The sequence below is a fragment of the Limnothrix sp. CMB-01 genome, assembly GCF_055193175.1.
The window spans coordinates 1,286,418-1,309,096 of sequence record NZ_CM143720.1 but is presented as its reverse complement, the minus strand read 5'-3'; the positions used below and the strand labels follow the sequence as shown (position 1 = coordinate 1,309,096).

At 56.2% G+C, this 22,679-nt stretch carries 16 protein-coding genes; 9 read left to right on the top strand and 7 right to left on the bottom strand.

The genetic code is table 11. The features are described from left to right. Window positions 1–4: 4 nt before the first annotated feature. From ACZA91_RS05485 to leuC, 3 genes are all read right to left on the bottom strand, one after another. A complete protein-coding gene (locus tag ACZA91_RS05485; protein ID WP_463185127.1) occupies window positions 5–3,571 on the bottom strand; it encodes a UvrD-helicase domain-containing protein in 3,567 nt (1,188 codons plus the stop codon). A 208-nt stretch (window positions 3,572–3,779) separates the two neighbouring features. Beyond that, on the bottom strand, window positions 3,780–4,583 hold the full coding sequence (locus tag ACZA91_RS05480) for a DUF561 domain-containing protein (RefSeq protein WP_463185124.1): 804 nt from the start codon (window positions 4,581–4,583) through the stop codon (window positions 3,780–3,782). A gap of 127 nt (window positions 4,584–4,710) precedes the next feature. Then, window positions 4,711–6,120 carry a 3-isopropylmalate dehydratase large subunit gene (leuC, locus tag ACZA91_RS05475; protein ID WP_463185122.1) on the bottom strand — a complete coding sequence of 470 codons (1,410 nt, stop codon included), beginning with the start codon at window positions 6,118–6,120 and terminating at the stop codon, window positions 4,711–4,713. A 229-nt stretch (window positions 6,121–6,349) separates the two neighbouring features. Here leuC and ACZA91_RS05470 point away from each other — a divergent pair, with 229 nt between their 5' ends. Then, on the top strand, window positions 6,350–7,255 hold the full coding sequence (locus tag ACZA91_RS05470; RefSeq protein ID WP_463185119.1) for a DNA adenine methylase: 906 nt from the start codon (window positions 6,350–6,352) through the stop codon (window positions 7,253–7,255). Window positions 7,256–7,306: 51 nt separating this feature from the next. After that, window positions 7,307–8,884 (top strand): GTP-binding protein, encoded by a 1,578-nt coding sequence (locus ACZA91_RS05465; RefSeq protein ID WP_463185117.1) that lies wholly within the window; start codon window positions 7,307–7,309, stop codon window positions 8,882–8,884. A 47-nt stretch (window positions 8,885–8,931) separates the two neighbouring features. Here the strand turns inward: ACZA91_RS05465 and ACZA91_RS05460 are convergent, their stop codons facing one another. Further along, complete coding sequence (locus ACZA91_RS05460) at window positions 8,932–10,119, bottom strand: 2Fe-2S iron-sulfur cluster-binding protein (RefSeq protein WP_463185115.1); 1,188 nt, start codon at window positions 10,117–10,119, stop codon at window positions 8,932–8,934. A gap of 139 nt (window positions 10,120–10,258) precedes the next feature. Between ACZA91_RS05460 and ACZA91_RS05455 the strand changes: the two genes are divergently transcribed. Continuing rightward, window positions 10,259–10,597 carry a hypothetical protein gene (locus ACZA91_RS05455; RefSeq protein WP_190535172.1) on the top strand — a complete coding sequence of 113 codons (339 nt, stop codon included), beginning with the start codon at window positions 10,259–10,261 and terminating at the stop codon, window positions 10,595–10,597. Window positions 10,598–11,104: 507 nt separating this feature from the next. Then, complete coding sequence (locus ACZA91_RS05450; RefSeq protein WP_099534465.1) at window positions 11,105–11,497, top strand: AbrB family transcriptional regulator; 393 nt, start codon at window positions 11,105–11,107, stop codon at window positions 11,495–11,497. 297 nt (window positions 11,498–11,794) lie between these two features. On the opposite strand, the gene ACZA91_RS05445 is transcribed toward ACZA91_RS05450, so the two are convergent. Both ACZA91_RS05445 and ACZA91_RS05440 read right to left on the bottom strand, forming a co-directional pair. Next, window positions 11,795–12,784 (bottom strand): M48 family metallopeptidase, encoded by a 990-nt coding sequence (locus tag ACZA91_RS05445; protein WP_190354458.1) that lies wholly within the window; start codon window positions 12,782–12,784, stop codon window positions 11,795–11,797. A gap of 77 nt (window positions 12,785–12,861) precedes the next feature. Beyond that, complete coding sequence (locus ACZA91_RS05440) at window positions 12,862–13,629, bottom strand: ABC transporter permease (RefSeq protein WP_463186391.1); 768 nt, start codon at window positions 13,627–13,629, stop codon at window positions 12,862–12,864. A gap of 355 nt (window positions 13,630–13,984) precedes the next feature. On the opposite strand from ACZA91_RS05440, the gene ACZA91_RS05435 reads away from it, so the two are divergent. The 4 genes from ACZA91_RS05435 (at window position 13,985) to ACZA91_RS05420 (ending at window position 19,149) form a co-directional block, all read left to right on the top strand. Next, window positions 13,985–14,566 carry a slr1658 family protein gene (locus ACZA91_RS05435; protein WP_099534462.1) on the top strand — a complete coding sequence of 194 codons (582 nt, stop codon included), beginning with the start codon at window positions 13,985–13,987 and terminating at the stop codon, window positions 14,564–14,566. A 432-nt stretch (window positions 14,567–14,998) separates the two neighbouring features. Further along, window positions 14,999–15,340 (top strand): slr1659 superfamily regulator, encoded by a 342-nt coding sequence (locus tag ACZA91_RS05430; protein ID WP_099534461.1) that lies wholly within the window; start codon window positions 14,999–15,001, stop codon window positions 15,338–15,340. Window positions 15,341–15,682: 342 nt separating this feature from the next. Then, complete coding sequence (locus tag ACZA91_RS05425; RefSeq protein WP_099534460.1) at window positions 15,683–16,765, top strand: GGDEF domain-containing protein; 1,083 nt, start codon at window positions 15,683–15,685, stop codon at window positions 16,763–16,765. Window positions 16,766–17,097: 332 nt separating this feature from the next. Continuing rightward, complete coding sequence (locus tag ACZA91_RS05420; RefSeq protein WP_463185108.1) at window positions 17,098–19,149, top strand: PP2C family protein-serine/threonine phosphatase; 2,052 nt, start codon at window positions 17,098–17,100, stop codon at window positions 19,147–19,149. Between the two features lie 18 nt (window positions 19,150–19,167). Here the strand turns inward: ACZA91_RS05420 and ACZA91_RS05415 are convergent, their stop codons facing one another. After that, complete coding sequence (locus ACZA91_RS05415; RefSeq protein ID WP_463185106.1) at window positions 19,168–20,484, bottom strand: BaiN/RdsA family NAD(P)/FAD-dependent oxidoreductase; 1,317 nt, start codon at window positions 20,482–20,484, stop codon at window positions 19,168–19,170. A gap of 757 nt (window positions 20,485–21,241) precedes the next feature. Between ACZA91_RS05415 and pyk the strand changes: the two genes are divergently transcribed. Beyond that, window positions 21,242–22,669 (top strand): pyruvate kinase, encoded by a 1,428-nt coding sequence (pyk, locus tag ACZA91_RS05410; RefSeq protein ID WP_099534458.1) that lies wholly within the window; start codon window positions 21,242–21,244, stop codon window positions 22,667–22,669. The last annotated feature ends 10 nt before the right edge of the window (window positions 22,670–22,679 follow it).

Here is a 22,679-nt window from a genome sequence, read left to right as displayed (position 1 = left end):
TGGCCTAGGTTGAAAGTTCCTTTGGAGCCGCATCACAGGTGTCGTGGTAAGGGCAAAACTGACAGGCGGGGCCCGGCGTGGGGTCAAATTGTCCTGCCCGAATTCGTTGGGCAATCTCGATCGCTTGGGCTTGCAGCGGTTGCAGTTGGGGTTGAGTGAACCATTCGATCGGGCGATCGGGATGGCGCAAGTAGACCAGGGCGGCCCGATCGGCCCCCAAGGCATGGGCATAGGCCCACAGTTGCAGTCGGTGTTCGCTGGGCACGCGATCGCGATCGGTCTTGAAGTCCAAAACTCCGGTGGTTCCCACCCAGTCGGCCACCCCATTCAGCCGCAGGGTTTGGCCGTGAGGCAGCGCCAAATCAAACCCGATCGGCACTTCTTGCTGAGCTTGGGGATCGTGGCTCAGGGAAACCAAGGCGGGATCCTGCCAAAATCGATCGGCGAGGGTCAGGGCTTCGCTAACCGCTTCGAGATCCAATCCGGGATCCTGGGCTGCCAGGGTAGCGACATTTTGAATGCGCCGTTCGATCGCCCGGTGAACCAACGTGCCAATCCGGCGCGATCGGGCGGGGCCGTCACCGCTGGGGGGGCGATCGTCCACAATGCGCCAAGCAAACCGCCGGGGACAGCGTGCATATTCACTGAGGGCCACCACGGGCAATTCATCCAAGCCGGAGGACACCCAACCCCAAAGGGGCTGACCGTCGCCGGGAAGTGGGCGGGGGGCGGTTGGGGGGCGATCGCCCGGTGCGGTTGGGTCTTGGGGGCTTTGGGAATTGGCTGGATTGGTTGGATCGGGCCGATCGGTTGGATCGGGTCGATCGGGAAAATCCGGCGAGTCTGCGGGGATCATCACACAGTCGATCGGCCAGCCTTGGGCCTGGGCCACCCCTTGCACCCAATCCCAAGGCCGGAAGCGATCGCCCGTTTCGTCCTCGCTGGTTTCGAATTTGTCCGATTTGTCCGGTTTTTCACCTTTTTCAGCCTTTTCTTCATGCCAAGGCAAATTGGCGCTCAGGAGCAACCGATCGCGGGCCCGAGTCAAAGCAACGTAGAGTAATCGGCGGGTTTCCGCCTGCTCCGCTTCCCGATCGGCCGCTGCCAGCAAGTGCCACAGGGCGGGAATTTGTGGATTTTCCTGGGGTTGATCACGCCACTGGAACACCAATCCCAAGTCCGCGCTCATTCGCCAAGAAGTTGACTGTTGGAAATCTCGCTGGGGATTCAGATCCGGCAACACCACCACCGGCCATTCCAACCCCTTGGACGCATGGATGGTCATCAGGTCAATGGCGTTACCGGCTTCCAGGGGCGATCGGGCAAAGAGGGTTTTGAGGTCACCAGAATTCAGCCGTCGCACGGTTTCAATGCGTCGCAACCGCCGCACCACGCCAAAGGTGTCGCCCACCCCTTCCTCCAGTTGGGCGATCCAGTCGGCAAAGTCGCGCCAATCCCGCAGGCGGCGGGCCCCGTCCGGTAAGTTAGCGATCGTGGCACTGTAGCCCGTGGCTCGATCGGCCCGGTGCAGCAACTGGGAGGGTAGTTCCCGCCGCCGATCGCCCCGCCAGCGCCGCAACTGCTCCACCGCCCGCTTCAGGGCCTGTTGATCGCCCTCGTCTAACTGATTGAAAGTCACGGAATCGGTGAGCAACTCTTGCAGAGCGGCCCACCAATTGGGCGATCGGCGCGGCGCGGGGAATCCGTCAGGGGTGGCGGGTTCCGGCGCTGGAAACTGACGGCTGACCGCGAATAGGGCCCGATCGCTGACCGCAAACCAAGGACTACGCAAAATCGTGACCAGGGCCACGCTATCTTGCGGATCTGCCAAAAACCGGAGCAAAGCGGTTCCATCCTTCGCCTCACGGGTATCCAGCAAGTCGCCGGAGCAGAGATTCACCGGCAACCCCGCCGCCGTTAGGGTTTGGGCAATGATGCTCAGTTGCCGATGGGTGCGCCCCAAAATTGCAATGTCGCGAAATTCCAGCGGGCGAGGGGTTCCCAAGGCCTTATCAAAAATCAGCAATCCCCGATCGACCCAATCGCGCAATCGTTGACCGATCGCCTGGGCCTCGGCCACCCGCCGGATCGCAACCTTCTGCGCTTTGCTGGTGGCCGCCACCGCCAACAGGGTCACGGGGCGATCGAGGGGTGGTTCTGCCCGATCGCCCCGTAAGGGTTGGTGCAACTCGTTCAACAACGGCTCACAAAGCGCATTCCCCGCGACCACCAAATCTCGATGGGTGCGGAAGCTCTGGGACAAACTGACCCGATCGCCCTCGGCAGACCGAGCCAGGCGATCGCACCAATCTTGAAATAGCCCCACTTCTGCCCGGCGAAATCGATAGATTGATTGCTTGCTGTCACCAACGATCGTCACCTTTGCCCGATCGTGTTGCAGGCGATCGAGCAAGGCGCTTTGGACTGGATTTGTATCTTGAAATTCATCCACCAAAAATGCTTGCCATCGCTGACGATAGTAGGCTTGAACTTCCGGCATTTCCAACGCCTTGAGGGCATACCATTCCAGATCGCTAAAGTCCATGATCCGGGCTTGCTTTTTCGCCACTTCCAAGCGAGAACGCACCCAAACATAGACTTGACGAATGGTTTTCAGTTTTTCCTCAAAGCGATCGTCAACTTCTCCTAATTTGCAAAGAATGGCTCCTTCTTTTAAGGCCTGGTTAATTTGACCTCTCACAGCCTTCATTGCTGCTCTGACGGATTCTAAAAGCTCCCCAGAATCCCAATTTTTCTTGCTGCCTCGTCCTTTATTAAAATCAATCGCCTTTGTCCAAGCGGCCCATTGATCGGAATCGCGATCTTGGGCGATCGCATCCATTAATTCCAAAATTCGCTGCCGATTGCCCTCGGCTCCGTCTCCGGGCTTCCCAGCCCATTGGGATAAAAACTGTTGTGCCGATTGCCAACTGGGAGCATTCACCAGCCGATCGAGCGCTGCTTGTCGCCAAATTTTGACCTGTGTTTCCCAATCGGCGCGATCGCGCTGCAAGGCCTGTGCCGCCGTATAGCGATCGGCTAATAATCCTTCCAAAATAGGGCGCAAAGTGGAATAGGGCACAGCCGCATAATGCGATTCTGGCAGCTCATCCAACGCCAAATCTAACTGTTCCTTTTGCCAAAGACTTGTTTCCCAAGCCTCTTGAATTGTGAAGTTGGGCGCTAATTCTAAGTGGTGCGCTTGTTCTCGGCAAATTTGTCCCGCCACGGCATGGAAAGTGTTCACCGCCGCCGCTTCCAAATCGGCCAATAGGTCACAGCCTGGCCAGCGATCGTAGAGTTGGGTCAGGGCTGATGGATGGCCACTGGCCAGCGCTGCGGCTTCGGTGGCCAAAAGCTGTTGTAAATCCTGCCGAATGCGCGATCGCAACTCCTCCGCCGCTTTGCGGGTAAAGGTGACCGCCACAATCTCGATCGGGGAGCAGCCAAATGCCGTCACATGGTACAGGTAGCGTGCAGCCAGCATGTGGGTTTTGCCCGTGCCGGCCCCTGCCAACACTGCCACACTCTGGGGTGCTTCCGCGGCCCGCCGCTGATCAGGAGTGAGCATCAATGATCCCGCCGTTGCTGAATGGGTGGATGATCGCGATTGATCCTATCAAATCAGAAAAACAAGACCAAAAAAGCCACCCTTGCGAGGCGGCTTCTGTGCTCATTTTTGAGGTTTGGGAAAATCAGCTATCCGTGAGGTTACTGGCTGAGCTTAGGCTCAATCCCGATCGCCCACCAAACTTGGCAGCGATCGGGACTCTGAGGCGCTAGTTCTCGGTGTCCAAAGCTGTACCAGTGCCAGTGCCTGAGGCGGCTTGCAGGTTCTTAGTGCCCAAAGCTGTGCCCGTGCCCGACAACGACTCAACGATCGAGCGCACAGCAGCCACCATAGCGATTTCGCTGTCCAGCTTATTGATGGCCGAACCCACGCCCACGCCCGCAGCACCCGCCGCGATCGCCAAGGGAGCCGTCACCGCCGAAATGCCCGACGCGCAAAGCACCGGCACGGACACCGCGCGGCTGATTTCGTAGGCAGCGGCCAGGGTGGGAGCCGCCTTTTCAATCAAGCCCAGGCTACCGGCATGGACAGGTTGGCTGCTGGTGCCGCCTTCGGTTTGGATGATGTCTGCGCCAGCGGCCACCAGGGCTTCGGCCAGGGCCACTTGCTCATCGAGAGCCAAAATGTGGGGAACCGTCACCGACAGCAGCACATTGGGCAGCAGGCGGCGGGTTTCTTGGGTCATGGCCAACACTTCAGCAGCTTCAAAGCGAATGCCTTGGGCATAGAAGCTGTCGAAGTTCCCGATTTCAATCAGGTCAGCGCCAGCCGCCACGCATTCGACGAACTTGGCGGGTTCCACAGCGGACACACAGACGGGCAAGCTGGTGATCGCCTTAATCCGTTGCACCAAGGCGGGGTCGGCGGCAATGTCCACGAAGGTTGCACCGCCCAGCTCGGCTGCCTTGACGATCGCTTCGACCCGATCGCCGTCGAAATTGTTCAAACCAGCGATCGCCTTCAACGCTTGGCCGCGATCGAGGGCGGATTGCAGTTGGGACATTGCACTCATAGGTTCACCTGATTAGCGTGATTTGCAGATGTCCGCAATTGTATCAAGCACGGCCGGCGGTAGGGGCAGGTTTCAAACCTGCCCTAACCCGTAACTTCAGCGAATAAAGAACAAACCTTGCGCGTCGTTATAACAACTCGCGCACGTCGGTGACGGAACCGGTTACGGCCGCCGCTGCCACCATGGCCGGACTCATCAGCAAGGTGCGACCGCTGGCGGAACCCTGACGGCCCTTGAAGTTGCGGTTCGAGGAAGAGGCGCTGATTTGGCTGCCCTGCAACTTGTCGGGGTTCATGGCCAAACACATGGAGCAACCCGCTTCCCGCCACTCGAACCCGGCGGCCTTGAAGATTTCGTGCAGGCCTTCCGCTTCGGCCGCTTGCTTCACCGACTCGGAACCGGGCACGACAAAGGCGGTGATCCCTTCAACCACTTGGCGACCTTGGGCCACCTTGGCGGCTTCCCGCAGGTCGCTGATTCGGCCGTTGGTACAACTGCCGATGAAGCAGACATCCACCTTGGTTCCGGCGATCGCCTGGCCCGGGGCGAGCTGCATGTAGTCGTAGGCTTCCTTGGCGATCGAGCGATCGCCCTCGTCCAGTTCGTCCACGGTCGGGATCGTTTCCGTCACGCCGATGCCCTGACCGGGCGTGATCCCCCAAGTGACGGTCGGTTCAATGTCCGCCGCATCGAACACCACCACATCGTCGTATTCAGCATCCGCATCGCTGCGAACGCTCGTCCACCAAGCCACCGCCGCATCCCAATCGGCTCCCTTGGGGGCAAACTCGCGCCCTTGCAAATAGTCAAACGTGATTGGGTCGGGGTTGACGTAGCCGCAACGTGCGCCGCCTTCGATGCTCATGTTGCAAACGGTCATCCGTTCTTCCATGCTCATGGCCTCAAAGGTCGTGCCCGCGTATTCGTAGGCATAGCCCACACCGCCTTTCACGCCCAGCTTGCGGATGATGTGCAACACCACGTCTTTGGCGTAGACTCCAGGGCGCAGGTCGCCGTTCACTTCCACGCGGCGCACCTTCGGCTTGGTCATGGCCAGGGTTTGGGAGGCCAGCACGTCGCGCACTTGGCTGGTGCCGATCCCAAAGGAGATGGCCCCAAATGCGCCGTGGGTGGAGGTGTGGCTGTCTCCGCAGGCGATCGTCATGCCCGGTTGGGTCAAGCCCTGTTCGGGGGCGATCACGTGGACGATGCCTTGCTTGCCGGAGCCGATGTTATAGAACCGAATGCCGAATTCTTGGCAGCTTTGCTCAAGGGCGACGATCATGTCTTCCGCCAGGGAATCGATGAAGGGGCGCTGGCGTTGTTGCAGTTGGGTGGGGACAATGTGATCAACGGTGGCCACGGTGCGCTGGGGAAACGGCACTTTGAGACCCCGCTCGCGCAACATGGCAAAGGCTTGGGGGCTGGTCACTTCGTGGATCAGATGCAGGCCAACGAACAGTTGGGTTTGGCCCGAAGGCAATGTGGCGACGGTGTGCAAATCCCAAACTTTGTCGAAGAGGGTTCCTTGGCTCATGACGGGCGATCGCTCTGTGGTGGGTGTATCTCTCGGGGAAACGGCGATCGGCGGGCAACTTGCCGGGCCGATTCAGAGGTCTTATTCTATCGTGTCGCTGACGATCGCCCGTTGATTGACTTGGAGGCGATCATGGTTATGAATACAGTCACAGATATAGTCACGAATCAGACCCATCAACATTCGCAGGGGCGTATGGCCGTTGGCCCTTCAGCATTCCATGAAAACGATGACTCCTGATTCACCCGATCGCCCTGTGGTCGCCGATCAAAGCCGATCGGAACGGTTGCACAGTTGGCGATCGCCCCTGCGATATCCGGGGGGAAAACAAAAAGATTTGCCGATTTTTACGCAATATTTTCGATCGGCTAAGGAATATCGGGAGCCGTTTCTGGGGGGCGGTAGTGTGTTGCTCCACGCGATCGGGTCGGAGGTGGCGCAAGCATTTTGGGCCAATGATGCGAATCCGTTGTTAATGGATTTTTGGCAGCAGGTGCAGACCGATACGATCGCCCTGGCCCGGTTGGTGCGATCGCTGCGGGATGACTACGACGGCGAGCGGCGCAAGTGCGATCAATGGGTGGAATTTCGCGATCGCTATCAACAAAAGTTGGCGAACTTACCGGGCGATCGGCTCCATAATGCGGCGCGATTTTTTATTTTGAATCGCAGCACCGCCAGCGGTCTCACAGAATCCGGCGGCATGACGGCGGCGGCCTATTGCGGTCGATTCACGGAGTCCAGCATCCAACGGCTGGAGAATTTGCAAGGTCGGCTGGCGGGGGTGCGCTTGACCCTCGGCGACTATCAGACGCTGATTCATGCGCCCGGTGAAGATGTGTTTATTTTTCTCGATCCGCCCTATTTTTCCGCAGAACAATCGCGGCTTTATGGGCGATCGGGCGATTTGCACAAGGGGTTTAATCATCAACAATTGGCGGCAGCCCTGCGCGACTGTCCCCACGATTGGCTGATGACGATCGATAATTGTGAAGCAATTCAGGATCTCTATCCGGCCGATTGGGCGGATTGTTTACCCTGGACAAAGCCCTACAGCATGACCAATACCCAAGGCAAGCGATCGAAGGCCGGTCAGGAATTAGTAATCGCCAAAAAAGGTCTGATCCAATTCTGACAAGTGTGGTTTAGATCAATTTCTATTCTTAGTGGTTATTCCCGATCGCCCATGGCTGCCATTCCGCCAAGTCCTGAATTTTCTGAGTCAATGGAAGGGCCGATGGATCGACCCACCGATGTTGATGGGAGTGGCTTGGATCGCGGCAATTTTGAGGGTGATGATTTTGAGGGCGATAATTTTGAGGGCGATGATTCTGAGAGTAATGATCTTGAGAGTAGCAATCGCCTAGACGAGTGGGATACGGTCGATCGGGAATTGGATGCGGCGATCGAGTCCTTGGCGGATTTGGATGCGGAGTTGGCCTATCGCCAAGCCCGATCGGCCCTGCGATCGCTGATGGAGCGGTTGGACTTGACCCCTCGGGAGCGATCGGGTCTGGAGCCAGATCTGGAGGGTTTGGCGCAAATGCTGGACAAGCTGGAGGATCAGCGGGTTCAAATTGCCGTGTTTGGGGCCGTCAGTCGCGGCAAGTCTTCTTTGCTCAATGCCCTGTTGGGGCGATCGGTCTTTGAAACGGGCCCCACCCACGGTGTAACCCAATCCAGCCGGAGCATTCATTGGACAGTGCCGTCCAGCTTGGGCCAAGTGGAACTGGTGGACACGCCGGGCATTGATGAAGTGAATGGGGCGGCGCGGGCGGCCCTGGCACGGGAGGTGGGGCAAGCGTCGGATTTGATCCTGTTTGTGGTGGCCGGGGACATGACCCAAGTGGAATGCGAGGCCCTGTCTCAGTTGCGGGAAGCGGGTAAGCCGATCCTGCTGGTGTTGAACAAGATTGATCAGTTTCCCGAGGCCGATCGACAGGCCATTTATGAAAAGATTCGGGACGATCGGGTGCGGGAGCTGCTGTCGCCCGATGAGATTGTGATGGTGGCGGCGGCTCCCCTGGTGGCCCAGGTGGTGCAGCGGCCCGACGGGACGATCGCGGCGGATTTGCAACGAGGCGCACCCCAGGTGGAAAGCCTGAAGCTGAAAATTTTGGAGGTATTGGCAAGGGAGGGCAAGGCATTGGTGGCCCTGAATTCTTTGCTTTATGCCCAAGCGGCGGGCGATCGGATCCTGTCGCGCAAGCTGGCCCTGCGGGATCGTTCTGCCGATCGCCTGATTTGGAATGGCACGATTGCCAAAGCGATCGCCGTGGCGGTGAATCCCGTGGTGGTGTTGGACTTGGTGGGGGGCGCGGCGATCGACCTGGCCACCATTTTGGCCCTCTCGCGGCTCTACGGAATTCCCATGGGTCAACGGGGCGCGATCGCCCTGATGAAAACCATCGCGATCGGGCTAGGCGGCCTCAGTGCCGGAGAATGGATCGCCCGCTTGGGCCTCAGCGCCCTCAAGGGATTTCTGGGCCTGTCCACCGTTGCCACTGGCGGGATCACCACCGTGCCCTATCTGTCGATCGCCGCCACCCAAGCCGCGATCGCCGGAGTTTCTTCCTACGCGATCGGCCAAGCAACCAAAACCTACCTAGCCAACGATGCCTCCTGGGGCCCCGATGGGCCAAGGGCTGCGATCGGGCGGGTGTTAGCCACCTTGGATGAACAGTCGATCGTCAAACGCATTGAGGCGGAACTGTGGGCCAAGCTGGGCCGGCCAGCGGTTCCCGATCCCTTTGGTTCTCGGTAGGGGCGACTTTCAACCTCAACAACAGGATTCCCCGGATTCGCGATCCCCTAGGGTTCCCGATCGGGCAGGGGGGGTTGGGCCGTGCCTTGGGCCGCTTCCACCACCCGCACCGCATCAATCAGACCCCGCACTTGGTCAGTGCCCTCGGATTTTTCAAACGTGAGCGGCATTTTGCCCCGAGCCACCATCCGCCAGCCCACCGGAGCCAAACTAGCCAGCCCCCGCCAATCGCGTCCCGAATTGCCAATGACCCGAATGGCAAACTGACGCTCATCAATCCACCCTCCCTCACGCACCATCTGCACCAGCGTTTGGCGGTGGCGCAAAGGTCGTTCGATCGCCTCGCCCGCCGTTGCCGCCTGCGCCAACAGCACCGACTTAATGCGCGAGATGCGATCGAGCGGGTTCACCTCCATCGGGCAAACTTCATTGCAAGCAAAACAGCGCGTGCAACCCCAAACGCCGCTGCCATCCTCACCCAACTGGCTTAAGCGTTCCGCCGTTGCCCGATCGCGCGTATCGTCCACCAACCGCTGCGCCTTCGCCAGGGCTTGGGGCCCCGCAAACTGCGGATTCACCATCACCGCGTTGCACTCCGAATAGCAAGCCCCGCAAGCGATGCAGTTGCCCGCCTGCTCCAACAGGGCCCGCTGATCCGGCGTTTGGCGCGTTTCCCGCAAAGGTTGATCTGGAGGCTGATCTAGAGGTTGATCTAGAAGTTGATCCGTAGATTGATCCGTTGGACTTGCCTGGCTTGCCTGATTGACCCGATCTGTTGAGACTGGCTGATTTTGCTGGGGCGATCGCTCCTGGGCCGCCACCGTTTCCGCCGCCGCCAACTGCTCCGCCCGGCTCACCGATGGGTGAATTGATTCCAACCGGGCCCAAAACGGTTGCAAATCCACCACCAAATCTCGAATCACCGGTAAATTGCCCATCGGAGCCACGGTGATCACCGGTTCGCCATGCTCATCCGTCCCGATCGCCCGGGTCAACATCTCCGAAACATTTTCTTTACAGGCCAGGCGCGATCGGCCATTAATCTGCATGGCACAACTTCCGCAAATCGTATTTCGACAATTTTTGCGAAAGCCAAGACTGCCATCTTGCTCCCACTTGATACGATTCAGGCAATCCAGAATCGTATTTCCGGGTAAAACATTGTCCAGGCGATAGGACTGAACCCGAGGAGACGATCCGGGTTCCCGACGCATGATTTGGAAAGTGACTTGCACGGCTGGTCGATTCGGCAAATACGGCAGGGATTTGATACTAGTCTAGTCGCAAATTGCTGGGAGACCCGCTCCCCCATCACACAATCTGCAATGTTTTTTGAGGAGGGTTTGGGCACCCCGCGGCCATCGTCCGATCGCCTTGCCCCCTTCCGTAAAAATCATCCGAAAACACCCAATTTGCAGTGCTTCTTCCCTGAAGAGGATACATTTTCTATTTTTGTGGGATGCGTCCGCTCCCCTTGTCTTTGCTTTTGGCCAGCCCCGCTTTAGCCTTAGCGGCAAAGGCCGTCATCCCGAACTGATCAAAGCAATCGAACCCACCCTGGGGGATAGATCAATCTATAGGGAGGCAAGAGCTTTTTTTAATCTAAAAATTTTGAGCAGTCCGATTCAAATTTCTGCCGCTTGGGGCTATAGTCTTAATGTAGTCAATCTCGATTCCGGTGTTTTTCTGGATTCTGCCCAGGAGCGCATCTAAAGCTGCCTCAAAAATTTATCTCCGTGCTTAGTCTCTAGGCGATCAATTTTTATGGGTAAATCCTAGGCTTCAGCCATGATTGGCATTGGCCGGTCTAAATTTAGGCTGCCTGTCAGAGCATGATCAACACCGGTAAAACCTGATTCCGATCGAGAGAGACATCCTCACCGACCATCCTTCGATGCAAGATTGTGCGGTTTGATCGTTTGTAGAATTACCGCTGGATTTTGCCAGATTCTGGCAAATCCCTGATTTTTGAGGGGGCCAATCCAGTCGAATCGAACAATCGATCCAGCCAAGATCGATCGGGGTTTGATCACCCTCCAATGAGTCGAAGAGTCTCTGAGGAGGTGATGTCTGAATTGGGGAAGTTCGGAACAATTGGCCTCGACTAGGGGACGCGCTAGGCTAAGTCGGCGGTGTTCTTGGGTTAAAGGGCAATTGCATCTGAGGAACCCCGCTTCAGCCGAGCTAGGCTTTTTTAACTGAACTGAATGTTTGACAGCAATGAGTGATTCCGCAACTGCTCAACAACCAACACCGCTGAAGGGTAAAGCCCTACTGCAAAAACTGAAGGAACTCTCGAATCTGCCCCGTCGCGAAAAGGCAAAGCGCTGCGGCTACTACAAAGAGACCAAAAGCGGCCAAGTCCAGGTGAACTTGGCTGAGTTTTATGATGCATTGTTGGAAGCAAAGGGCACGCGGATTGATCCGGAAAGTGCCAAGGATGGTCGGGGTCGCGAACCGACCTATCGCGTGACGGTGCATCAAAATGGCCAAATCGTGATCGGTTCGACCTATACCCAAAGCATGGGTTTGAAGCCGGGCGATGAGTTTGAGATCAAGCTGGGCTACAAGCACATTCGCCTGGTGCAAGTGGACGGCAAGGGCGAAGAATAACTTGCAAAATAGCCCCTAGCACCAATGGGGGTAGACAAGGGGCTTAAGCTCTCTGTTCTCATTCCTGAGACAAGGGGCTTAAGCCCCTTGTTTTTCTGGTTTTTTGGGGGTGCGTCTTGAAGGGACTGATCGGCTCTTACTGATCTGCTCTTACTGATCTACTCTCATTGATCTGCCCTTTCAATCTGCCCTGGTTGGTTTGTGTTTTTGGGTTTGCACTTGTTGCCTTTCGGCTTGGACTTTGCGATTGGCGACTTGTGCTTACTCGCGCGGATTTTTGCGAGTTTCTAGCAACTTCTATCGCGCTGGGCGCAGGCGATCGAGTTCCCGTTGCAGGTCTTCAATTTGTTGGCGCAGGCGATCGGCTTCGGTGTTGCCGGTCGATCGCGCCGTGGTGGTTGCATTCGCCGTCACATTCACGGCCCCTTGAGCCACATCCCGTTGGTAGTCCCCGCGTCGAATGGCTTGATATTCCGCCGAAGTGGCCCAATCTTGGAGATAGCTGGCTCGCTCCACAGGGAAGGGATGGCTGCTGTACATGCCCTGGGGCAAGTTGTTGTAAAGAAAGAATTTATAAGCCTGATTCATGGCATCCGCGTCTAGGGATTGGTAGTCGCGGGCTTGCTTTTTGAATTCCGCAAGGCTCAGTTCTTGCAAATGTTTGGGACTGCCGCCGGCCACTTTCACCATGGTCATCAATACGGTGTCGAGATCATCGGTGGCAATCAGGGCGGCTCGATCGGCCGACAGTTCGGCCTTGCGCTTCCATTCATAAAACGCCATGACCAATGCGTTGCTAATCAGCATGTTGCTTAAGCCCATGGTCATTTGCCCCACCATGGAGGCCGCATACAGCGTCCAAATGGCCATTTGGGTGAGGGTGCTGTGGCCACATTTCAAATGTCCCAATTCGTGGGCTAACACCACGCGCAATTCGGCTTCATTCAGCAATTCCAGCAGGGCGGTGGTGAGCACCAAGGTGGGCTGTTCTTGACCAATGGTGAAGGCGTTGACCTGATAGCTTTGGCTGACGAACAGGGCCGGCTCCGGGAACACATCGAGGTCTCGCAGACATTCCCGCAGGAGCTGATGCAGGCTGGCGTATTGACGGGGCCCCACTTGGACGCTGTTGCCCATGTGGTAGAGATATTGGGGCCGATCGACCGCCACTTCTAGAAATTTGCGTGCCACCAAGTCAAATCCCGGCAGGCTTCGCAGGGCTTGCTCGGCTTCGCGATCGAGCGGATGACGAAAGGCTTCGCTGGAAATTCCGGGATAGCTAGGCATGGTTGGGAGCAAGGCCCCTCGGAAAGGGCCAAAACGACTGCAAGTTCAGCGTAGCGCGTTCCCCAGGATGGAGCGTCCTAAAGGCAACGATCGCGCCGTAACAGTTGTTGATAGGTCACCGCGCTCAGACCCAAGCCCCCGATCGCCACCCCGCCCAACACCCACAGATGCCAGGCAATATCAGCGGCCGTGGCTCCCTCGCTAGCCACCCGCAACAGGGCTTCATTCATGTGGTAAATCGGGTCAAAACGGGCCAACTGTTGCAACAGGGGTGGAAACAGCCAGGCGGGCACAAAGCTACCGCCCAAAATCAGCAGGGGCACGCCCAAGGCCGCCACCAACGCATTCACATCCTCCGTGCGCCGGGCAAATTGTCCCCCCAGCACAAAGCCCACCCCCACATAGGCCAACACACTCAGCAACCCGATCGCCCCGCCCAACCACCAGGCCCCCTGGAACTGGGCCCCCACGGCGGTGGCAATGATCCCCACAATGACCGCCTGGCCGAGGGCGATCGCCCCGTGAGCGAGGCTAATTCCCAAAAAATAAGCCATGCCACCCAGGGGCGACAGGCCCAGCCGCCGAAACGTGCCTGACTCTCGCTCGCCCACCAGGGTTGCCACCGTGCCGCCCAGACAGCTAAAAAACAGGGCCGCCCCCACCCAGGAAACCGGAGCCGCTCGCTCAAAGGCCGCCGCGATCGGCAGTTGGACCCGCTCCGCCAAAATCAACCCATTCAACACCAACACCAGCGCCGGAAACAGCGACCAAAACACCAAACTGCGCTTGCGTCGCCACAACTCCTGCAAAATCCGCCGGGCGATCGCCAGCGCCTGCCGACCCATTAACCGCAGCGCGGTCGGGGTCACTGGAGAGAATAAGGTTTTGGGAGATCTGATCATCTTTCTGATCATCTTAAAAATCATTCTAAAAATTCGGTGGAGCCTTTGAAGTCATGATTTTGAGTGAGCCATTGCCCTCGATCGCACCAGGAGAAAGCCCTGCAATCATGCACCGGGGCTGAATCCAAGCCCGCCCGAACCAGCCCGCAAAACTATGATGGTGCGAATGTTTTGGTAGTTTAGGGTATGACTTGGAGTTTCCAAAACATTCCAAAACATTGTTGATGCTGAATTCAGCCCTCTACTCTCGGAAAATTTTGCCTTATCCTGTTCTTAGCTTGGTCAATGCATAAGCGTGATGAATGTAACCTTAGGCGAGTTTTACGATTCCCTACCTGATACCCAAGAATACCTAACCTTGGGGTTTTCACCGAGTGCGCAAGCTCGCAAAATTCGTTGGCGCAACTATGGACTATCGGCCGATTTTTTGGGCGACTATTTCGCCACCTTTTTTCCGGGCAACAATGAGGACGCGGCCGATAGCTCCAGCACTCAAGAAAATGTTAAGGCCTGTATTAGCTATGTCGCCAATGAACTCATTGAGAATGCGATTAAATTCAGTGATGAACGGGTGAACAGCCCAGTCACCATTTCTCTCTATCTCTATGAGTCCAGCATCTTGCTGCTGGTTTGCAACAGCACAACGGCCGATCGCGCCATCCGATTTCAGAAGCACATCCATGATATTTTGACGACTGATCTTGACCTACTTTATGCTCAACGACTAGAGCAAATGGGGCGTGAAGAGTCCAATGAATCTTGCCTGGGGCTGATTTCAATCATGGCAGATTACGGAGTGAAAATGGGGTGGCGGTTTACATCGTCTACTAATGATGACAACTCCGTTGCGATCAGCGTGATGGCCCGACTCACAGTGTAGTGATTGACTATTAAAATGTCGATCGCCCTGGAACTGAGCAAAGAGACCAAGATATTGTCAAACTCTTGCCAGCATTTCGGTGATGGGGGGATCCCGAAACCTTGCATGGCCCAGAGCAAGTTCATGTAAGGATAGTTAAGGCTCGATCGCATGGTGAAACTGCACCAACTGCGATGGCTCATTCGCGTGACTGACTGGATCGGGTGACTGGATCTAGCTAACGGGATCTACCAACGGGATCTACCAACGGGATCTGAAGATGCGGCCACACCGGTCAGCATCACCACAGGATCACGATTCGATCGCGCCTTCTCCATGGTTCGCCCCCAGCCCTGCCGCCTTACATCATGGCCCTATCTTTCTGTTAATACTTCTTAGTTCCTGGTTTTCTCCAATGCCCCAGTCCTCCGCAATTTCCCACCACTCATTCGTATGGAACTAAAACAACCGGACTACAGCATTCAGTATGACCCCGCCACGGCAACGATTCTCTGCCGTGGTTCCCTGCGTCTGGACGGCCTTGAGGCTTACCGTCCTGTGCTCGATATTTTGGAAGCGGCGGCGGAAGAGTCCGAGAAAATCATTGTTGACCTCCAGGAACTCGAATTCCTCAATAGCTCCGGTATCAGTATGCTGTCTATGTTTGTAGTTCGGTTGCGACAGCGGGGGACAGCAAAGTTAACTTTTAAAGGATCCGCTAATATTGTTTGGCAAACGCGATCGCTCAAAAATCTCCAGCGCCTCATGCCCAGCATTGAACTAGTGCTAACTTAGCGATCATGAGCTTGGAGATAGTTTCGTGGGTCATAACCGGATGGCTTGCTCAGAAGGGATGGCTCAGAATGGCTCACTCAGAAGGGATCGCTCGGAGTAGATCGCTCAACGTCGATCGACCCTGAGTCATCACCACTGAGTCATCATCATGACCAGCCATCATTCGGTGGGTAATCCTGCGGTGAGCAATCCTATGGCATCGATCACGCAGCATGGGTTCCCTGAATTGCCCTTGATCCTTCCAGGTCTGTGCAACGCTCAGTTCAACATTCATCGGTTCAATCACTAGGCTGTGGCGTTGATGTTGATCGCTCCCTCGGCTCTACCCTCTACAAGCGGTCTATGCCGCGTCTGTTTGGAGATACTGTGCGCGATCCCCAGTCGCTGCCCGATCCGGCGGCATCGTCTGATCCACAAGCGTTGATTGAAGAAAACAAACGCCTTCGCCAGCAGGTGGCTGCTTTAGAGCAAAGCAACCGCGATCTCCAGATCGCCCTTGAAACCACCGCCATCCATGGTGACTGTATTGAAAACGAACTACAGTCCACCCTGTCGCTGTACCGTCGCCAACAGCAGCGATTGCAGACGATTTTGAAGCAAGTGGCCCAACAGAAGCGAGATCTGGAGTGGGTTTTGCAAACCACGATCGAGCATAGCAGCGTGATTGAAAACGAGCTGTTGAGCGCCAATGAGCGGTTGACCATCGAGGCCCATCAACACCGGAACGCGGAACAAAAACTGCAATCGCTGTTAGGAACCATTACCCGGGAACGGGAAGACCTGGAGCATGTGCTGCGGCTGATTATTGAGCATGGGGATGCCATGATCGAGCAGCTCTATGTGCAAGCCACGGAAGCGGGAGCCAAGGCCACGATGGATGCCTTGACGCGCGTGGCCAACCGGCGGCGGTTTGATGAATATTTGGAGCAACAATGGCAAACGCGAGGCAGCCGGTCTGAGCCGTTGGCCTTGGTGATGGTGGATGTGGACTCCTTCAAGGCCTACAACGATTTGCTGGGCCATGTGGCGGGGGATGTCTGTTTGCAGCAGGTGGCGATGGCGATCGCCCAAGTGGCTCGATCGACCTCGGATTTGGTGGCTCGCTATGGGGGCGAGGAATTTGCGGTCTTGTTGCCCCGCGCCACCTTGCAGCAGGCGGAGTTGGTGGGAACCCGAATTCGCCAGGCCGTGTTGGGGTTAAGCCTGCCCCATCCCCGATCGGCCGTTAACCCTTGTGTGACGGTGAGCGTTGGGGTGGCGGCCATCTCGCCCTCCTTGACCACCTCGCCCACCCTGTTGGTGTCCCGGGCCGATCGGGCCCTATATGCCGCCAAACAACAGGGACGCAATCGGGTGGTGGTGGCTGACGAACTCAGCAACGAAACGATCGCCCTTCGATCGGCCGTTGAAATGCGAATTCATTAGGATTAGCTCTGAAATTAACGCTGAATTAGCACTGAATTAACGCTAAATGAGAAAGATCTTGAATTGGGCCCAGAATTAGGCCGAGAATCAAGCCGTCAATTAAGGTTTGGATCAGGTTTTGAAGCAGACTTTGGAACAGACTTTGAAGCAAATTTGGCACTGAGATTCAAATTGGGCCTTGAACCGGGCTGTTTCTGAATTAAGTTCTTTCCCAAATGGGGTCAGCTTTGCATCGTTTTGACCCGACATTGGGCGCAACCAATGACATGGCCTAGGATTGAAACGACGAACAAACGGTTTAAGTGACAAAATTTTTTAAGTAACATTTACGTATGAATTTACAAAGACGCTTGCTATTCATGATGGCGGGAGTTGCAGTGGTGGCCGTCTTGCCCACCATTGCCATTTTTCACTGGAACACCCATCACGAATTGATTCGGCGCTCCGAAACAGACGGCGTGCGCCTGGCCAACACCCTCAGCCGTGCCCTGTCGGTGTTGCGGGATGTGCCCGCCACCGTGGAAAACAAATTGGGCCAGCAAATGGCCGCCACCGCCACCGCCTTAGCTCAGTTGGTGGATTTGAGCCAAAAACGCGGCGAACCAACTGCCCAACTCCAACAACGAATTAACAAGATTCTGGCCGATTCGATCATTGATGAAGTTTGGATTTCGGATGCGGATGGATGTGCCCGCTTGCGACCGCCCGGGGAGGCGGTTTTTTGTTTTAATCCCGATCCGAAAAAACAACCCCAAGCCCATGTGTTTTGGCCCCTGTTGACGGGCAAGGCCAAGATGGTGATCCAAGAACCTCGGCGGCGGGAAATTGACGATCGCGTCTTTCAATACGTGGGGGTTCCGGGGATTGATCAGCGCCGCATTGTGCAAGTGGGGAACCATGTGGCCTTTTTGGAATCCTTGCGCCAGGCCCTGGGTCTCGATCGCCTGATTGAGGAGTTGCTGCGGGAACCGGACGTGCTGGGCATTTGGGTGATTGACTTGCAGGGCAAGGTGATTGCGGGTCAAGCTCGCCCGGAAAGCGGCCTCGGGAAGCAATTGGCCGAGCAGCAATTGTCTCTCTTGCGTAATAGCCTCAACACTCAGGCCACGGCCCGCGTGGTGAATGGCAATCTGCTGCATGTGATTGTGCCGTTGCGCGATCAGTCACAAGCCCTGCAAGGATCCGCCCTGGTCACCCTCTCGCTGAAGTCCCTGCAAGAGGCGTTGGCCACCCAAACCCGATCGCTCCTGATGGTGTCCAGCATGGTGCTGTTGCTGGTGGTGGTGGTGTCCTATTGGATGGCGGGTCGGTTGGTGGAGCCGATTGTGGCCCTGAATCGGGCTTCCCAGGCGATCGCCCGTGGCCATTGGGATCAACCCTTGCCCACCGATCGGGAAGACGAAATCGGCGCATTGGCCACCTCCTTTGCGCGGATGGTCACCCAACTGCAAGTGCATCTGGAAACCCTGGAACAGCGCGTCACCGAGCGCACCTATGACCTAGCGCGGGCTAATCAGGAAATTGTGACCCTCAACCAGCAGCTCACGGACGAAAATCGCCGGATGGGGGCGGAATTGTCCGTGGTGCGTCGTTTGCACCAAATGATTCTGCCCAAGGAAGAAGACTTACTGAACACGGCGGATTTGGAAATTGCCGCCTACATGGAACCGGCCGATGAGGTGGGCGGCGATTACTACGACGTGCTGCACCGGGATGGCCGGGTGGAAATCAGCATTGGCGATGTGACGGGCCATGGCCTGGAAAGCGGCATGGTGATGCTGATGGTGCAGGCGGCGGTGCGCACCTTGCAAGCGGTGGGCGAAATTGATCAGGTGAAAACGATCAACACCCTCAATCGCTTGGTGTATGACAACACCAGGCGGATGCGATCGTACCGAAACATGACCCTTTCCCTGTTGGTTTATGAGCGGGGGTCACTGCGCCTCAGCGGTCAGCATGAGGAGGCGATCGTGGTGCGGGCGGATGGGTCGATCGATCGGGTCGATACCTTAGATTTGGGCTTTCCCCTCGGGATTGAAGCGGATGTCAGCAGTTTCATTGCCGAAGCGGAGGTCTATCTCAATCCCGGCGATTTGGTGGTGCTCTACACGGACGGCCTGACCGAGGCGGCCGACCACAGCAACCAGCTCTATGGGGCCGATCGCCTCTGTCGGTTGTTGCGAACTGAGCACCATCGCACCCCCCAGGAAATTTGTAAGTTGGTGGTGGATGATGTGTATCGCCACATTGGTGAGGCCAAGATTTTTGATGACATCACCCTGATTGTGATTAAGCGACAGCAGGAGCCAGCCGATCGCCCGATCGAGTCTGCCACGGCGATCGACTGGCCCAATGTTTGTAGCTTGCCGTCCTTGTCGGCTTAGGTCGCAAACTCCACGACTTCAGCCCTGGTTCACCCCCGAAGGCGCGGCGGCAACTCCCTGGGCGATCGCCTGGCCCGCAATCCAACCCGTAGACCAGGCGCTTTGGAAATTGAACCCGCCCGTGATGCCGTCAATGTCCAAAATTTCACCGGCAAAGTGCAACCCCTGGCAGGAGCGACTTTCCAAGGTTTTGAAGTCCACGGATTTCAAATCAATGCCGCCACAGGTCACAAACTCTTCCTTGAAGACTGCCTTGCCGGTGATTTTGAATTCTCCCTGCACCAACTCGCGCACCAACGCCTCGATCGGCCCCTTCGGTAAATCGGCCCAGCGAAAATCCGCCGCCACCCCCACCGCTTCCACCAATTTTTGCCAAAGCCGTTTCGGCAACTCCGGCGGCCCAGCGGTGGACACGGCCTTGCGTGGGTTTTGTTGCTTCAGGGTTCGCAGCTGATCGCGTGCCTCCTCTGCCGAAGCTGTGCCCAGCCAGTTCACCCGCAACAGGGCCCGATAGTGAGCCTCGTGGAGCGATCGCGCCGCCCAGGCCGACAACCGCAACACCGCCGGCCCACTCAGGCCCCAATGGGTAATCAGCACCGGGCCGATTTGCTCCGAGTCCGGTGGCTTTTTGCCTTTGCCACCCCGGTCGGCCTCCGGCAAAACCAGCCGCACCTGGGCCCGCTCCACGGCCAACCCCGCCAGCGTGTCTAGCCGGGGATCGGGAATGGCCAGGGTGAACAACGAGGGAACCGGTGACACAATCGGATGGCCCAACCCCGCCGCCCAACGGTAGGCCGTCGGCTGGCTGCCCGTGGCCAGCAACACCCGATCGGCCGTCAAAATTTCCCCCGATCGCAACTGAACTTGGAATTGTCCCGCCTCGTGGGTGATGTTGCTGACCGCCGCCCGCGATCGCAGCCGCACGCCCGCTCTTTCCGCCGCTCGCATCAAGCAATCGGCAATGGTGCTCGATCGATCCGTAATCGGAAACATCCGCCCATCCGGCTCGGTTTTCAGCAGCACCCCCTCCCCCACAAACCACGTCACCGTATCGCGGGGTTGAAACCGGCTAAACACCCCCCGCAAAGCCTTGGCTCCGCGTGGGTAATGTTGCACCAACTGGGATGGCTCAAAGCAAGCGTGGGTCACATTGCAGCGGCCGCCCCCAGAAATCAGCACCTTGCTCAGAAATTGGGGCCCCGCCTCCAAAACGGTCACATCCAGGTCAGCATTCGCCCGCGCACAGGCGATCGCCCCAAAAAAGCCTGCGGCCCCACCGCCCACCACCACCACTCGCCCCGATCGGTTCATGTTCGGGCGATCGTCCAAACTCATCCCCTAACCTCCCGTCACGATCGGCCAAAAATGGGCCCCAATCCGAAACAGACTCAAGCCAATAAAACTCAGCAACGCCACAAAAATGACCACATTCGCAATTTCCGATAGTTTATTCATGATGATTAGTTCAATAGGCGGTCGGTCAATGACCTGATTAAGATAGCATTACAAAAATCACACAATACCCGAATTAGCGTAAAAATTTAGAATCAAAGTAAAAAATCAAAAAACCTGAGTTGAAAACTCTGATTTTAAGTTAACCAATTATTATTAAACAATTATTTATTTCAAAGGATTAATCATTGCATTAATATAGCCACTGCCTAAAGCGAATTAGCACGCCATATCGTAAACACCATGAAGCAGTTAGTTGGTGGGCATTGCCCACCCTACAGACGAATCATTGAATGAGTCAATTGAATTGATTATCAACTCTGCGAGTTTGGTATTGCAGAGCACAGTAGGCAAATCTTCCTAATTTCTTTATTGACAGTTCTCGGTCTTTAAAACCAAGATCGGGTTATCGGTGATCCAATTTTTAGGGATCCACGATCAATTCCCATGGCGCGATTTGCCATCCATAAGCAACATTAACGTTTAATTTCATTATTCAACATTAATGTTGCTAAAGGTGCTGAAGTTGCCGCTGTTCTGATCTGCATCATTGGGTCTGAATGATCAGGGATATTGCGTTGGGGTGAATCTCTTCAGGTTCCGCATTTGATGCCGGTATTGTCAGTTAGGCAAGAATGATATGAAACCGTTAACCCATCGCACCAAAATTGTGGCCACGATCGGGCCGGCCAGCGATTCTCCAGAAATGATCCGCAAAATGCTTTTGGCGGGCATGAATGTGGCGCGGCTGAATTTTTCCCATGGTCACTATGATGATCATGCGGAGCGAATTTGGCGACTGCGGCAAGCCTCCGAAGAACTGGATTTGCCCCTGATGCTGCTGCAAGATTTGCAAGGGCCAAAAATCCGCGTGGGTGATTTACCACCCGAAGGAATTCCCCTCATAGAAGGGGAAATCTTAACCCTCGTCCCGATCGCAGAATATCAAAATCAACCCAACACCGTCGGCATTGACTATCCGCACTTGGCCGCCGAAGCGGAACCGGGCACACAAGTGTTGCTGGATGACGGGCTGTTGGAGTTATCTGTGCAACAGATTGATGGTCACGCGGTTCATTGCCAGGTCATTGAAGGTGGCATTCTCAAAAGTCGCAAAGGGGTGAATTTTCCTAGCCTAGATTTGCAGTTACCTTCCATTACCGACAAAGATAAACGGGATTTGGAATTTGGAATTGCCCAGGGGGTTGATCTGATTTCTTTGAGCTTTGTGCGCAAGCCGGAAGATGTGCAGGTGTTGAAGGCATTGTTGGCGGCTAAGGGTGCGGAAATTCCGGTGTTGGCCAAGTTGGAAAAACCGCAGGCGATCGCCAATTTGCAGGCCATTATTGATGAATGTGATGCGGTGATGGTGGCGCGGGGGGACTTGGGAGTGGAAATGCGCCCGGAGAAAGTGCCCTTGATTCAAAAACAGATCATTCGCCTCTGTAATCAAAGGGGAATTCCGGTGATTACGGCAACCCAAATGTTGGACAGCATGATCCATAATCCACGCCCCACGCGGGCGGAGGCCAGTGATGTGGCGAATGCGATTATGGATGGTACGGATGCGGTGATGTTGTCCGGTGAGTCGGCGGTGGGCAGCTACCCGATCGAGTCTGTCAAAATGTTGGCGCGAATTGCCACGGAGGTGGAACCCTCGATTCAATTTGTGAACTATCCACCCAATCAAAATGAGGATACGGATGCCATCAGTGAAGCCCTGCACGCGATCGATGAAACGATCGATTTGCAATGCATTGTGGCATTCACCGAAACGGGATACACCGCCCAACTGGCATCGGCGGAGCGCCCCAAAACAACCATCATTGCTTACACCCCCGACCCCAAGGTTTATCACCGTTTGAGTTTAAGTTGGGGAGTCAGGCCCATTTTGCTGAAGGGATTTAATGGGGAAACGTTGGCCTCTGCGTTGGCGCTGGTGGAGCAAGATTTGCTGGCTCGTCAATATGCAGCGCCGGGGGATAAGGTTTTGGTGATGGGCGGTGTTCCCTTTGGCAAGGCTGGGAGTACCAATTTCCTGAAAATTCACACGATCGCCGCCGATTAGCAAGGGAGAC